The 13,976-nt window shown below is 60.2% G+C and carries 11 protein-coding genes; 5 read left to right on the top strand and 6 right to left on the bottom strand.

From position 1 onward, the window contains the following. Positions 1-177: 177 nt before the first annotated feature. Positions 178-450 (bottom strand): hypothetical protein, encoded by a 273-nt coding sequence (locus ACVWWD_RS27750; protein WP_023781553.1) that lies wholly within the window; start codon positions 448-450, stop codon positions 178-180. 390 nt (positions 451-840) lie between these two features. On the opposite strand from ACVWWD_RS27750, the gene ACVWWD_RS27745 reads away from it, so the two are divergent. After that, positions 841-1,281 carry an ion channel gene (locus ACVWWD_RS27745; protein WP_023773526.1) on the top strand — a complete coding sequence of 147 codons (441 nt, stop codon included), beginning with the start codon at positions 841-843 and terminating at the stop codon, positions 1,279-1,281. 159 nt (positions 1,282-1,440) lie between these two features. Here the strand turns inward: ACVWWD_RS27745 and ACVWWD_RS27740 are convergent, their stop codons facing one another. Then, the gene (locus ACVWWD_RS27740) at positions 1,441-4,083 is read right to left on the bottom strand and encodes a glycosyltransferase (RefSeq protein WP_352548042.1); all 2,643 of its coding nucleotides are present in this window, start codon (positions 4,081-4,083) and stop codon (positions 1,441-1,443) included. 1,087 nt (positions 4,084-5,170) lie between these two features. On the opposite strand from ACVWWD_RS27740, the gene ACVWWD_RS27735 reads away from it, so the two are divergent. From ACVWWD_RS27735 to lov, 3 genes are all read left to right on the top strand, one after another. Further along, entirely contained in the window at positions 5,171-6,022 is an 852-nt protein-coding gene (locus ACVWWD_RS27735) for a coiled-coil domain-containing protein (protein ID WP_352548040.1), read from the top strand. Positions 6,023-6,065: 43 nt separating this feature from the next. Then, positions 6,066-6,803: a hypothetical protein gene (locus ACVWWD_RS27730; protein ID WP_352548088.1), complete on the top strand. Its 738-nt coding sequence runs from the start codon at positions 6,066-6,068 to the stop codon at positions 6,801-6,803. Between the two features lie 339 nt (positions 6,804-7,142). After that, a complete protein-coding gene (lov, locus tag ACVWWD_RS27725) occupies positions 7,143-8,201 on the top strand; it encodes a blue-light-activated histidine kinase (protein ID WP_352548038.1) in 1,059 nt (352 codons plus the stop codon). A gap of 89 nt (positions 8,202-8,290) precedes the next feature. Here lov and ACVWWD_RS27720 read toward each other — a convergent pair whose 3' ends face one another. From ACVWWD_RS27720 to ACVWWD_RS27705, 4 genes are all read right to left on the bottom strand, one after another. After that, positions 8,291-9,346 carry an extracellular catalytic domain type 1 short-chain-length polyhydroxyalkanoate depolymerase gene (locus tag ACVWWD_RS27720; RefSeq protein WP_457103528.1) on the bottom strand — a complete coding sequence of 352 codons (1,056 nt, stop codon included), beginning with the start codon at positions 9,344-9,346 and terminating at the stop codon, positions 8,291-8,293. A gap of 1,508 nt (positions 9,347-10,854) precedes the next feature. Next, positions 10,855-11,073 (bottom strand): hypothetical protein, encoded by a 219-nt coding sequence (locus ACVWWD_RS27715; RefSeq protein WP_084056180.1) that lies wholly within the window; start codon positions 11,071-11,073, stop codon positions 10,855-10,857. 414 nt (positions 11,074-11,487) lie between these two features. Next, positions 11,488-12,585: an ABC transporter substrate-binding protein gene (locus tag ACVWWD_RS27710; RefSeq protein ID WP_023794333.1), complete on the bottom strand. Its 1,098-nt coding sequence runs from the start codon at positions 12,583-12,585 to the stop codon at positions 11,488-11,490. Between the two features lie 186 nt (positions 12,586-12,771). Beyond that, positions 12,772-12,918 (bottom strand): CGNR zinc finger domain-containing protein, encoded by a 147-nt coding sequence (locus ACVWWD_RS27705; RefSeq protein ID WP_352548034.1) that lies wholly within the window; start codon positions 12,916-12,918, stop codon positions 12,772-12,774. Positions 12,919-13,060: 142 nt separating this feature from the next. Between ACVWWD_RS27705 and ACVWWD_RS27700 the strand changes: the two genes are divergently transcribed. Then, complete coding sequence (locus ACVWWD_RS27700) at positions 13,061-13,537, top strand: YidB family protein (protein ID WP_023781563.1); 477 nt, start codon at positions 13,061-13,063, stop codon at positions 13,535-13,537. Positions 13,538-13,976: the final 439 nt, after the last annotated feature.

Here is a 13,976-nt window from a genome sequence, read left to right as displayed (position 1 = left end):
CGCGGAACCGCTTCCATCGGCCACCCCGTTAGCGTCAAAAGGACAGCGAACAATGCGAGTGGAGGCGGTGAGATGGACAAGCGGCAAGATACAAAAACCATCGAGCTGTGCTGTCTGCTAGCCGTGCCGGTATCACTGCTCCTCACTGTGGTATTCGCCGGGATGGTCCTTGGCTGACTAACGCGCCCTGGGCGTCACTCGCCGCACAACATCAAGCGCGACCGTCACCACCGGGCCACCCAGGCTGACGGTCACGGCGTCCTTCTCGACCCGTGTGACGCTGCCGATCAGTTCCATGGTCTGGCCTTTGACGACCTTCGTGGTGCTATCCCGAACGGAATGCGGAAATCCGTAGGTCGGTATCGACACGCTGATCCTGTCGTCGGTGACGCGTCGAATTATGGTGGCGTCGATCGCCACCTCATCCCCGATGTTGAGGCCGCTAGCCATGCATTGGACTCTGGTGCGGCCGGCGCGAGCGTCAAGTGGCGAAACCTGGGCTTGAGCTTATCGCGACATGAAGTACGCGGGGGATAACTTCCTCCGCGGTCGGACTTTCAACAACGTCCCGGAAACGTCGGAGCTGACGTCGTTTCGATCCACGAACTCACACAAGGTATTTTCGGACGCTAAAGCGCTCGGGATCAAACGTGAGGAAGTCGATGAAGAGGTCGACAGCCTGTATCGGACATCCTCTAGTGGATCGTGCACTTCGATCCCGGTCTGCCCGAGCTAAGTCGCTCGCGTAGACTCGTTCCTAAAGCGTTCCAGAAAAACAGACCTTCACACAGGCACTGAATCGCGCGATCAACACGAAGCTTCCTTGAACGGTGCATCGTCATGAACGTCATCGCAGTCAGTCTCGTATCGCTCATTCTGGCGATCGCGTGTGTTCTAGTCCACTATGAGGCCTTCAAAATGGTCGCAAGCTCTGCCCGTTCAGCCGAGGTCGGCGGGTTCCCGAGCCGAGGACGACTGTTGATCGTAATCTTCGGAGCACTTGCCGCGCATACCGTGGAGATTACGTTTTACGGTTTCGTCTTCTGGGGCCTCCATAGCTACGGGCTCTTAGGCGAAATCGTCGGAGAAATTTCCGGCGGCTGGATCGACTTCCTGTATTTCTCCGTCACCAATTACACCACGCTGGGAGTGGGCGACATCAGAGCCGAGGGTCCGCTCCGACTGATTGCTTCGTCGGAGGCGCTCACCGGCCTGGTGCTGTTGAGCTGGACCGCCTCGTTCACCTACCTCTCCATGGAGAATTTTTGGAAGAGGAGGTAGAGCCAGCCAGATCATTGGTCCGTCTTGGACGTGAGGTCCACGGAAGCGAATTCCCAGGCGTTCGCAGAAGGCATGTTGCCAATCCTTCGTACCGTTGGAATGGCCGTTTTAAATGCCTTTTGCCCGGGCGATGCTTGATTGCGAGGCGTGGATAGGGCCTTAGCTGATGGCGCGATTCGCGAGGCGCTCGACAGCTTGCGCCATCTGGGATTCGAAGCGCTCTCTCATTCCGAGAGCCAGGTTAGCGTTCCGCGTGGACTGAAGCGCCTCGCCACGCGCTTGCTCATCGTTGAGCAGCCGATCGATGGCCGCGGCGAATTCAAAAGCATCGGATGTCGGCGTCGGCGCAGGGGGCTGGAAATCCGGAGGAAGCCCACGAAAGGCAAGTGGCGACGCGACAATTGGACGACCGGCGGCGAGAGCTTCCAGCGCCTTGATTGCAATTCCCGCGCCGGCAATGATTGGCATGGCGACAAGACGCGCCGACTTATAATGAGGCGCTAGGTTCTTTACGACGCCAAGGTATTGGACCTGGTCGTGCAGCAGGCGCTCCTGCTGCGCCACTTTTTGTATGCTCCCGACCACTTTGACCGATCGCGTCGGATCCAGTTTGGGCAATACATGATGCACAAACCACGAGAGGCTGCTCACATTTGACTGGTTGTCGCTCGCGACGATGAGCACGTCACACTCAGGAGCGACCTCGTCACACGGATGCAGGAAGATCGAGGGTTGGCAAAGCAATACTCTTGATCCTTCCGAGCCGAGGTGAGCGCGGAAAAAGGCCTCTTCATCAACGTTGATGGCACCGATGACATCGGCGCGGCGTAGATACGACATCTCGTCAGCGACGAGGTCTTCGAATGCGTCTTCGATACCGGTCGAGCGATTGATTTCCCGTCTCAGGATTATCTGTCGAGCCTGCAAATCATGCGTCTCCAGCCACACAGGAGAGCGATGCTTGAGGGGTTTGATGAATGGCAGATGGAAATAGTGATTCACCAGAATGAAGGAGAAGCCTCGATCAAGGCCGATCTCTCTCACAATGGACGGGAGGGGCGAGAGCCTTGACTGCTCCGCCAGATAAACGGCTTGGCTTCGCCGTTCCGTGTCAATATGCAAAAGCCTGCGTTGCAATGACCCGACCACGCCTGATCGCCGAGCGGACACACAAGTGAGCACAGCCGAGCTGGAGTCGCGGTCGGTCAGGGCGGCCCGCCAGGACATGCGTTGCGCCTTGCGATCGCGATCGGAAACGACGATTACCTCTATGACCGGCAGTCCCCTGTCGGCCAGGTAGCGCAGATGCTGATCGAACACCGTGGCGCTGCCAGTCGCGAACCAGGACGGTCGCACATACAAGACTGGCTTAGGCAAAACGATCGGCTGTGATGGGGTGCAAAGCCAGGTCGCAGCCTCGGACCAGCGGTTCCAGGTGCCCCCTGAGATCCGCTCGCGCGCCCGGTGGGCCAGAGTATCGGGAGAAGAGGAATCGAGCAGCTTGACGGCCTCGTCTGGCCAGGCACACCAGTTCGAAATGAATCGAGACGACGACGGCGCCGGATCGGTTTCCGCCGCGATTCCTTGAGAGGCCAGCACCGGCCGCCCTGCAAGAGCAGCCTCGATGAATACACGGCTGACGCGGCAGCGATACGCCTCGGCATCATATGGAAGCAGAACGACGTCCGACAGGTATACGAGCTGGAGATAGGCAGAGGCCGAGAGTGGTCTCTCGATGACGATCACATCCTTCCGGCTCTTCAGCGCCAGACATTCTGAACGCAAGCTGTTCGGCCAGCGAGCTGCCTGGATGACGAGATCGAAATCGCTCGATGAGCCGTCAAGTGCGCAAACTATAGAGCGAAGCTGAGTGCCGCCCTTGTCCGGACGCAACGCCCCTAGGCAAACGGCCAGGCGCCTGCCGGACTTTTTGCGCTGCGACAGTTCTGTGAAGAGTAGAGCCTCTTTGGCAGACAGCTCGTCCGCCTCCACATGCTGTCCCGCCGCGATCATGCCCAGAGATGCCACTTCGTCTTCGTCGAAGACATCTCCAAAATCGCACACCGGCGCGTCCAGCAGCTTGGACATCTCCATAGCGAGCAGCGGGTTGGTTGCGTAAAAGCGTATACCGGCTTTCCAGCCGGAGCCACGGAGGCGGTGTGCCAGGCAATCGAGGTCCAGAGGACGATACCAATTTGCATAAAGGCGCGGATCTTCATGAAAGACGCACGCCATTTTGGGCAGCGGTCGCGCCAACAGCACAGGCAAGGCAAGTAGCTCGGCCAGCATGGCCGGGGTCGCCGTCGGTACCAGCAAGCTCAATTCGCCCGATGTGTTGTCGATCTGGCGGGCTACGCTGCGCACGAAAGGCGAACAGGTGTCGCGCGTGGATGACCGGCCCAGGGCCGCGCTCGTCGTCCGCCATAATGCATAAGGAAGCAGAAGGACGAGAATTGCGGGCACGGCCATGATCGCCAATGCGGCCCTACCAGCCATCAGGACAAACCGGTCCGGGCCATTGACGGGATCGTTAACCAGCCGCTTCAAAGCCTTCAGAACGGGTCGCAACCCTCGCTCAAGCGCGCGCGATAAGCCGGTCCGGCGGTCTTTTCGTTCATAGTAACTCCGCGGGAAGGTCGGCCGGATTTCGGCGCCGTTGATCGTCTTCGGGCCGGAATAGGCGCGATGCGCAAGGACGAGGCTCCCCCACCCCAAACCAGCGCAAGTGGCGATCACCGCGCGTACATACCGAAAAGGATGACCGGACTCGTCATCCAGGTGTGGCTCGACAATCAGGATCATGCGGTTCGTCACCGGCAAGAGCTGCTTCGAATGAACCTGTCCATGATGAGTCAGTCCCGCTGTTGATGGCCCGGGCGGGCACCTCGTAGTCGGTCGCGCGATCGCATCCGAACTACTTCCTGTGTCCCACGGAAGGTCTCTTCAGTTCAAGGCCACCGCAATCCGACACAAGAAACGACCGTTCCGCGCCAGGCAGCGCTCACAATGGCCATACTCCCGGAGGCGTGCTCAGTGGATGCGGTGTCGGTGTTCAGTTGCTCGTTCCGGTGGCAAAGACGAAATTGAACATCAAAGGTCCTGAGCAGCCAAGCTGCAGCAATTTCCGTCCAGCTTGCAACGCAGTTCCGGGCCGGCAGGTCAGCACGACTTTTGGCGATACGCGACTACGGTACCGGATGGCGCGGCGGGTCTCGCCAGCTGTATCATGCGGCGCCTGCGTGTTCAGTTCCTGCCGTTCGAGCCCGAGTGAAGCGATTGCCGCCGAAGGTGATTGCGTCACATATCAACGCGACGAAATCGCCAGACGATGTGGGATTGGCGATCGTTGATTTTCCGCCTGGATGGACGGGCGCCAAGGGCGAATGCCAAGCGAGGCAGGCATTTATAGAACGAATCTCCCGTTCGTTCGAATGATGGCAACCGAGGAACCAGCAGTTAGGTTCCAACTGATGCTTTGGCGCGCGCGGTGGTGTTTCGCTGCTTCGCGCTTTTGCTCGGCTGCACCAGATGTTCGACAGGTGGAGATGCAATGCGGTGAGGGCCGCGGTCTTGAGGTTCAGCGATGGGTCATGTGCAGAGCACCAGGGCAAATTTTTGCCTCGCTGCGTTCAGCTCGATTGGACGATGGACTTCGATTTTGCCGCACGAGACACGCGGAGGAAGGGCCGGGGCGATTTTCGCCCTCTTTCCGTTATGCCTTGTTTTGCTGTTCGCATCTCCGGCTCACTGTCAGCGGGCGCCTGACGAGTCAGCGGCTCTCCCAGCTAGCGACAGCACGTCGGATGCATTTGCAGAGCACGTCGATGTCGGCAAAGAGCCCGACAAGGCACCGACAAGGGCATTCGGATCCCCCGCACCTAGAGAGCTGGTGCCAAGCGAAGCACAGGCACTCGACGCAGAGGCGCAAACGCCGCCTGGCGAAAATCAGGAGATGTTGCGACGCGAATTGGATGCCGCACGAGCGGAGATAGCCAAGCAAGCACAAGCTCTGAAAGAGCAGCAGCGAAAGGACGAAGCCCTTTCGCTCGATCTGCAGACGGCGCAGCGCGCCATCGAAAGCTTCAGGGCCGAAGCCACTCTCTGGGGCGGTGAGAAGCCCGCCGCCGCAGCAACCCAGCCCTCCAAGGACGTCCCCGAGACTGCTGTGACGCAAGCTCTTAACGACGAACGGCACAAGGTTGAGCTCTTGTCCCAAGAGCTCACAACGGCTCACCGAACCATCGAGGCTCTCAAGACAGCCTCAAATGCGGTCGCCGTCGAGCTGGCCAACGCCAATAAGAACCGTGAGGCGGCCGAAGCAGTTCTACGGCAAGCCGGAGAAGCGCTCAAACTGGAACGCAAACGAGCTGATTCAGCTGCCCGTGACCTCGACCTCGTTCGCAAGGAGCGCGACGCTTCAAACCGGACCTCGGTCGGGTTAAGCGCGGCGCTGGAAGAAGAACGTGAACGGGCGACCGGTCTGGCCCTGAGCCTGAGTGCCGCGCGCGAGGCAATCGACGACGTCGCAACCAGGAACCGGGTTGCGGCTGCAGCGCGTTCGCGAATGATCCATAAGCCGGCAGGTGTGGTTGCAAGTGCACCACCCAGATCAGGTGTTGAACCGAGGCGCAAACCGGGCTCGCGAGAAAAACAGAAACAGGCTGCTGTCTTGGCCCCGATCTCTCTTCCCCTCGCGTTGCTGCCGACCCGACCACCGAAAGGGCTCGACCCGCGCCAGTGAACAGACCGTGGAGCCCGAATCCATGCCGAAGGTCAACCTAGCAATGAAACAGTACGTCGCAGCCGCCCTGATGATCGGGATTGGAGTCGGACCTGCCTGCGCTCTCGACAAAGGGGTAGGTGCCAGCGTCGGCGGAATCGGAGTCGGCGCCGGAGTAAACGCGGGTTCGCAAGGCGCATCGGTCGGGGTGGGAGCGAGCGTCGGCGATGCAGGGCGATCACATGTCGGAGCTTCGGTTGGCACGGGCAAGGGATCAGTTGGCGTTGGCGTTGGTGCCAGCGGCAATGTCGGCAACGCAAGCGGAGGCGTTTCGACCAGTATTGGTACGGGCGATGATCCGGCGGCCGACGACGGGTCGCCTACCGCTAGCGGCAGTCCAGCCACCACACCCAAAGGAACGGCTGGGCCTACGGCCGCTGCGTCCGCGAGGGGCGGCAATCAATCGATCGCCTTGCCACCGATTCTCAAGCCTTCCATATCTGGTGACGGCGGCTTCACCGACGGCTATCCTTTCAAGCTTCAGAGACCCCTGAGAGCGAAGCCCGGTATACCGGCTGCTGTTGTGCAAGCCTGCCGCTCCGCGATCACATCCGCCGCCACACCGCTTGGCGCTGTCCGCGTCCGGGCGTTGAGCGCAGGGTTGTTGCATCGGCGTGGGGGTACACTCACAGCACCAATCAAGGTGCAAATAGACTATAGGAGGCAAGGGGGCGTCGAGGTTCGGCAGGCCGAGGTCGATTGTCGACTGGACAGGGCGGGCAGGGTCACGGCGATAGAATGAGAACTGGTTGGCCACGTTCGAACGGCGCGCTCCGCGAACCGGAGGTGACACCCGCCGGGGGGCTTATGGTTCGTCGCATGAAAAGCCCGAGATCGACGAGACTCACCTTTGATGGTGGTCAAGGTGTCGACCATAACTGACCACGCCGACGATGCTTGGTCTGCCCGGTAGGTTGCACATGTTAGCTGCGTCATGGCCAATTGTGCCTCGCCTCGAGTAAACATTCCCAAGAACCGATCGCGCGGCTTTACTCCAGCAACCAGTCAGGTTCGAAACATCACATTGGAAACCTTGTAGGAAGTCGGGCGTTATCGCTGATCTCTGTCAAGTGAGCAAAGAGTGCCTGACAACTTCAAACCAACGTCAGCCCTGCATGGCGACGCGCCGGCGGCAGCAGCCACCACCGCATGGGCGGATCGCAAGGAGTTGGCATCGGCGGCGTTCGAGCGCACGCGCATGCCCATCGTCATCACGGATGCTCGGCAGCCTGACAATCCCATCGTGCTCGCCAACAAGGCCTTTCTGGATCTGACCGGCTATACATCCGATGAAGTCCTGGGTCGAAATTGCCGCTTCCTACAAGGGGAGGGAACATCGCCCGCGGCCGTTGCGGAAATTCGAGCGGCGATAGAGCGTGAACGCGAGACGAATGTAGAGATACTGAACTTCCGCAAGGACGGATCGCCGTTCTGGAACCAGCTCCATCTGAGCCCCATCAAGGACGATGAAGGCGGGCTCCTCTACTACTTCGCGTCGCAGATCGACGTTACCAAACATCGCATGATCCAGACCCTGGAAGCGGCGGAGCACCGCCTCCTGATGGAGGTCGATCATCGCGCAAAGAACGTTCTGGCGGTTGTCGATGGTATTGTTCGGCTGAGCAAGACAGACAGTGCACCGCTCTATGCCGCGGCCGTTCAACGCCGGGTCCAGGCTTTGGCGGTCGCACACGCCCTGTTGGCCGAGCGCGGCTGGCGCGATGTGCCGCTGGACGAAATCGTCTCCAGGCAGGTCGCCCATTTCGCGTCTGGGAGGACAGCAATGACCGGTCCTGAAGTTCTGATCCCAGCGGTGGTCGTTCAACCACTGGCTCTCGTCGCCCATGAATTGATCGTTAACGCCGCCACCCATGGAGCTCTCGCCCAGGATACGGGGCGGTTGCAGGTCAGCTGGCAGGCGACTGGCCATCATGGCGGCTTTAACCTGCGGTGGGAAGAAAGCGGCAGACGTAAAGCTGGATCTCCGCCAGGGGCGCCCGGCTTCGGAACGACCATGGTCAATGCAATTGTCCAGAAGCAGCTTCAGGGTGAGATCCTGCGGGATTGGACATCGGACGGTTTGAAAATCAACATAAGCATCCCGGGCACGGCTGCCCTTTCGACAGCCAAGGGCGCCTGAGACGCTCGTTGTTCTCAGTCCCATTTCGCATAGCGACACGGCAGGCCGGCCCCCATAGACGAACATTTTTCAGCAAGTCTAGCCCCGAACTAATTCATCAAGCCGGCAGCGCGAAGGGCGCTTTCGATAACCTGACCAGGCCCAGCGGTCGGACCGCTGCTCGGTCCGACGGGCGGGTGCGCGACCACCAAAGGGGAGTGTCCGACCGATGTTGCCGGTAAACACGCATCTGGCGATGGGCCCGCAGAGCCCGCATCTTCAAGCCCCCAGAATCTGGAGATAAGCGAGGTGGACGATATGCCGGTGTCGATCACAAAGGATCCGCCCTGACTCAAGCCGTCCGCGGAGTCCACGGGTGTCCCGTGCGCCATGCCCGGGATCAGGTACTGCTCGATGACTTCCTCATTCGCAGCGTTCTTCCAGACGTCGCGGCGGTAGCCCTGATGCACCTGTGTCTCGCATTGCACTCTACTTTGCCCGAACAATGTGAGCCACTGCCCGACGAGCTGATCGGAGTTGACCGGACTGACTGTTGTGTCGGCGCTTCCATGCCAGACGGAGAGTTTCGGCCATGGTCCGCAGTGACCGGAAGCTTGCTGGACGGTCGTCGCCAATCGCCTCCCGGTGGGGCCGCCGTGCCCTCGCATGCGGTCGAAAGCCTGTGGCAGGCTATTGGCGCTGCCATAGGGTAGACCAGCTATTATGGCCCCGCCGGCGAAGACTTCCGGATAAATCGCGAGCATGGCGGCGGCCATTGCCCCGCCGGCGGAAAGTCCGGTGATAAAAATCCTGGTGCGGTCGATGTCGTGAGCGGTGACCACGGCCTCTATCATTTGGCGGATGGAAAGCGCCTCACCGGAGCCCCGTCGGGTGTCGACCGGGACGAACCAGTTGAAACAAAGATTGGCATTGTTGCTCCGCTGCTGTTCTGTAAACAGGACGGCAAAGCCCATGCGATCCGCCGTCCTCGACCAGCCGGCGCCGCGGTCATAGGATGCCGCCGACTGCGTACAGCCATGGAGGACAACGACCAGAGGGGCATGGGGTGCAAGATCCTTGGGCCGGTATGTCCAGCCTCGCAACTTTCCGGGATTTGACCCGAACGCCTGAAGTTCGGGAAAAGCGCTCGTTTTGGTCGTGACCATCCAAGACGCCGTCGATCTGCTTTCGCCGAGCAGCCAAGCGTGCAACGGTATCGGCGAGACTTCTCGTGTCGGTATCCTTTCGCGTCGATCCAGAGCGGGGCCAACAAGCGGAACGCCGTATTTTCAGGTTGGTTGCTGCAGTGCAGCATAAATTGCCTGCAACAAATCGATCCGCATGGGGTTTGCTTTGGATCGCCTGTGCGGAGAGCCCTCCGATCGAGCAGCAATGCGTGGAAAACGGACTGGCCGCCCCGCGACGCCTCGCCACAATTAGTTCCGCGCCGTCAGTATTGTCCTGCCTCAGCACGTCAGAAGCTGCCTGGTGGAGGGCCTCTGCCTCTGCGAATAAACGCCCAACGCCTTTCTCAAGCCGTGCGGCGTTAGGCCTTCCACAATTCCGGACAACTTGCCTCAACGGGCCATCCTCGGGTTAGGCGTTGCGCCGAGAAAGGCTCGCCGTCCGACGGTCACCAACACGGTTTCGCCGCGCCGGCAATGATTCCGGCTTCGGCCGAAGCAAGTCGAAAAGGGTTGACACGGAGCATGCCGTCTCGGCGTCGACGACGTCCAGAAAGTGCCACGCGGGAGCGGAACATGAGAGCTTGCTAACGGTTCTACGTTGGTGGCTTTTCTAATTGAGAGAACGATCGTGTCAGCCTTTGAATTCGTCTACTTTTCTGGTCTGACGGGGAGTGATCTCCTGGGCGGTGTCGTCTCGTTGTTGGCGTGCTGTGTTCTCTACAACGTTATCGCGGAGGATCGCCCGCACCGGTGAGCGCGGGACCCAACAGGTGGTCCTAGATCGGCCGCTCTCCACATTCGAGGCGTCGCATGCGGATGATTTCTGTTTCCTATGGTGGGCCCTACACCGCCAGCTATCGTTGGCCCGTCGGCTAGAATGTCCCAGAGAGGAGGGCGACCGATGGCCGATTGGCTGCGGGGCTGGCAGCAGAGTTTCGTCGGCTCGGCGCCCAGAGGAGAGTTGCCTGAAGACGCCGAGCCTAGCCAGCGAGATCGGCAGGGGGCCGCGTCCTCTCGCCGGCTAAGAGGTTATGCACTCTCTTAGGCACTCGTGAAGCATTCGAATGCACTAAGAGGCCGAGACGGTTTCTGCCTGAGATCCGATTTGCTGGGACCATGTCCTTTCGCGAGGAACCAATTGGGTTGTCGACAAGGATCTGACCTTTCAGTGCGCGCACTGCAACGCCACTGTCTCGGAAGGGCTCCTGGGCCAAGGTCGTCACGACGTCCAGCTGCAAACGCTGCAATCAAAGGTGCGGTTCTCTCACTAGAGAGAAGCTTGCGATGCTCCCATATTCGTAAGATCATCCCTCCGATGCTGACACCCGTTCATGCGCACCGTTTGATCGGTTCGGCCGCGTGTGCCCTGAGACGCGAGAAAGATCCCGCCGCCGAAGCCGATGCGGGCACTGGAAGAAGTGTGGAAGTGATCGCCGCCCAGCTTGCAGCTTCAGTTGCCGGTCTGGCGGTGCGGCGGCCGATTCATATCAGCCTGCCGGAGGCGAAGTGGGCGCGGGTGCGTTGCCGCCTTGGTTCTGCTCGGGGGCAACCTTAAGCGGCGTTGCTTGCCGCGACGCGTTTGATAAGGGCGCAAATATAAAAAAGGCGAGAAGGCCTAGAAAAACGAGCGCGATCACGACCACCGCCCAGCTCGCGATCCGAGCTGTACCTCGCCGTTCCTGATTGCGTGAGAGATCGTTGGTCATCTGACATCCTTTCGGGATCCATGATCCCAATCGGCTCCCGAACGTCAATTAGGCGCTGATGTTCCCTCCATTCGGAAACACCAAAGCTGTTTTCAGGGCTCATTGGAAAGAAACCCTTTGCCAAAAGAGAGCAGCAGGCTGCGCACCAGGCAAGAGATCGACCAGCGCGTTCACACCTCAGATGAAGTGTGCGCTATCCGCTTGCTTGGAAAGCGGGACGGAATTGACGCCGCGCTAGAACTTTATGGACGTGTTGCAATCGGCCTGGTGTCGAGGCAGTAGTCGCCGCTCACGGCTGGACCCCGTCAAGAACTGAGACGCCGTCGGCCACAGCGTGGAGAATGCTCCAAGTCATTGGATCGCCAAAAGCGACGGCGCTGCCGCCGCCGCGAACTTCGGCCATCGAACTCCGCCTCATCCTGAATCGAGAACATGCCTGAATTGCGCCGGGTTGCCCGGGGTTCTTTCGGCGATTTGGATCGGCGCATCAGTCCACTGCCAAGCGGTCGTGGCTGGTGTGCGAAAGAACTGGATGTGGCCACGGGTACCGGCAACTTCTATGTGCGGCCATGACTCTGCGATGCTGTTCCGATCAGTGCCGAAGGACCGTATTGCCTGAGCAAGTACGACGATCGTGTCGTACCCTTCCAAAGCGACGAAGGAGGGCGCCTCGCCCAACTTCTCCCACAGGGCCCTTTCGACACGTGAGCCTAACGGGTTGAGGTGTCCGGGTCGGTAGCGCAGGAAGGGGATCGCAGCGCTATCTTCGCCTAGCAATGTGGCCCATTCAGCGAATTCTGGTTGCCCAGCTGGAGCGCCGATCTTGAGCGTGGACAGGCGGCCGTCATTGCGAACCGACTTGACGATTGAGATTGCTGGCTCTGGCTGGCCTACGAGAAGAAGAAGGACTGTTGCGCGACGGTCGATGAGTTGGTCGCACAACATTGACGGGTCCAGCGAGCTCATGCTGATGTCCGATAAGGTCGCGCCGTTTGCTTTAAGGCGATCTCGCAGAATGTGAACGCCAGATGCCCAGTAGATACTCTGCTGCGATGCAACCGCGATCCGATCGTGGCCAGCGCGCGAGAGAAAGTCGGCATATATTTGCCAGCCGCGGGACTGCGGCGGTGCAAGGCGGGCGACCCATTTCGTTGGTTGTTCCGTTAGCCTGTCGAGTACGGCCGACGAGCAGAGAAACGGCAGGCCGAGCTCGTCGGCCCTGATGGCCGCCGCGCGAGCAACGACACTGTGATACTCCCCCGCTATCGCCACTACGCCCAAGCGAGCCAGGTCATCCACGGCCGCGACGGCCTTCTGCGGATCGGCTGCAGTGTCTCGGACGAGCAGCTCAAGCGCTTTGCCGCCGACCCCACCAGCGCCGTTGATTTCGCTTACAGCAAGCTGAAGGCCCGCGAGCAAATGTCTGCCTGCCTCAACCCAGCCGGGGCGGGTCAAAGGGACGAGTGCCCCGATTTTGGTCGCTTCTTCGGAGCCCGATCCAGTCGATTCCATTCAATATCTCCTGGTTACGCAAAGCTCGCCGCATGCCCAGCTACAGCGGATATGGCGAGACCGATAGAGACAGTCGGACCTACCTCCAACAATCTGTATCATCGCGACTACCGACACAGTCCCCCTAGATGTCCGATGCGGCGGTCTTGCGCGGACTGGCTGTCGGCCGAGCCTTTCCAGTATGCGCTACTTCCGATGCGCCAGGCGGAAGCGGGCCGCCTTGGCGCGGTTGCCGCAACCGTCCATCGAGCACCAGCGCCCGGTTTGGAGCGGCTGTCGTCGACGAAAAAACTCTAAGCACCAGCCCGAGCGGTCTGTCTTCTGCCCGCCCACTTCTGTCCTCGCGTGCAGGCCTCGTGATCCGGCTGGGATGGGAGCCGTCGCGGTTGCCAAGCCCTTCCAGATATTACTGCCCAATCCCGGAACTTTTGGCAGGCCGAGACCTTCTGCATATCCGAAACCATAGGAGGAACGAGTGGCCAATCTAGGAAAACTTGCGATCGCTATGCTGGGGGTTCTGGCTTATCAAAACCGCGACAAGATCGCGGAGGTAATCCGTGGAGCGGGAGAGCGCGATCCCCGCAACCCCCAGGGTGGGATACTGGACCAGGTGTCGAAGGGCGTTTCCGGCACCGCGCTGGGCGAAATCCTCGACCGCTTTAGAACTGCAGGTGCCGGCTCGAAGGTGGACTCCTGGGTTGGCACTGGGGCGAACCAGCCGATAGAGCCGCACGAGGTGGAAACGGCGATCGACGCGCAGACGCTGGAGGCACTTTCTCGCCAGACCGGCCTCTCGCGCGAGGAGCTGATTGCAAGGATAACCAGGGATCTGCCGGATGCTGTTAACCAGATGACTCCGGATGGCACCCTCCCAGCAGACCAGCCAACAAATGCCGCCCCAGACCAGCGCAACCTGCTCGACGACGTGCCTTCCCGGCCGACGCAACGCTAGTTCCGGATGACGCAAGCGGACTGCAAACGGTTAGTGCGAAACCAAGGAGATTGGATCGAGCGAGCAAGGCCAGCCAGGAAGGTATGAACAACCGAAAGACCTTCTGCAGATCGCCAGACTGCGAAGGGACATCTTGTCAGAGCTGCTGGATTCGCGCTGGCGCATCCTGAGAACGCCATCCGGTTTGGAATGGATGCCCTGGTGGGCCCAGTGCCTGTCCTGGGCATGTGGGCCGGATACGGTGCCATTGCCGCCGACTTGAAATGCATTCATCCAGCCGAACTCTCGGAACTTGCAGCGGGGGTCTGCGCCAGCTCGTTGGGAATGGGTGCTTTCGGCCAATGGATGAAGATCGACCTTTGTTGCGCACCGGGCAAATCCGCGCGGCGATCAGTGACTGGTAAGGCCGGATTGCGACAAAGACAGCCGGGGCTTTGCT

This window comes from Mesorhizobium sp. URHB0026 (assembly GCF_054059755.1).
This window is presented reverse-complemented; position numbering and strand designations above follow the sequence as displayed.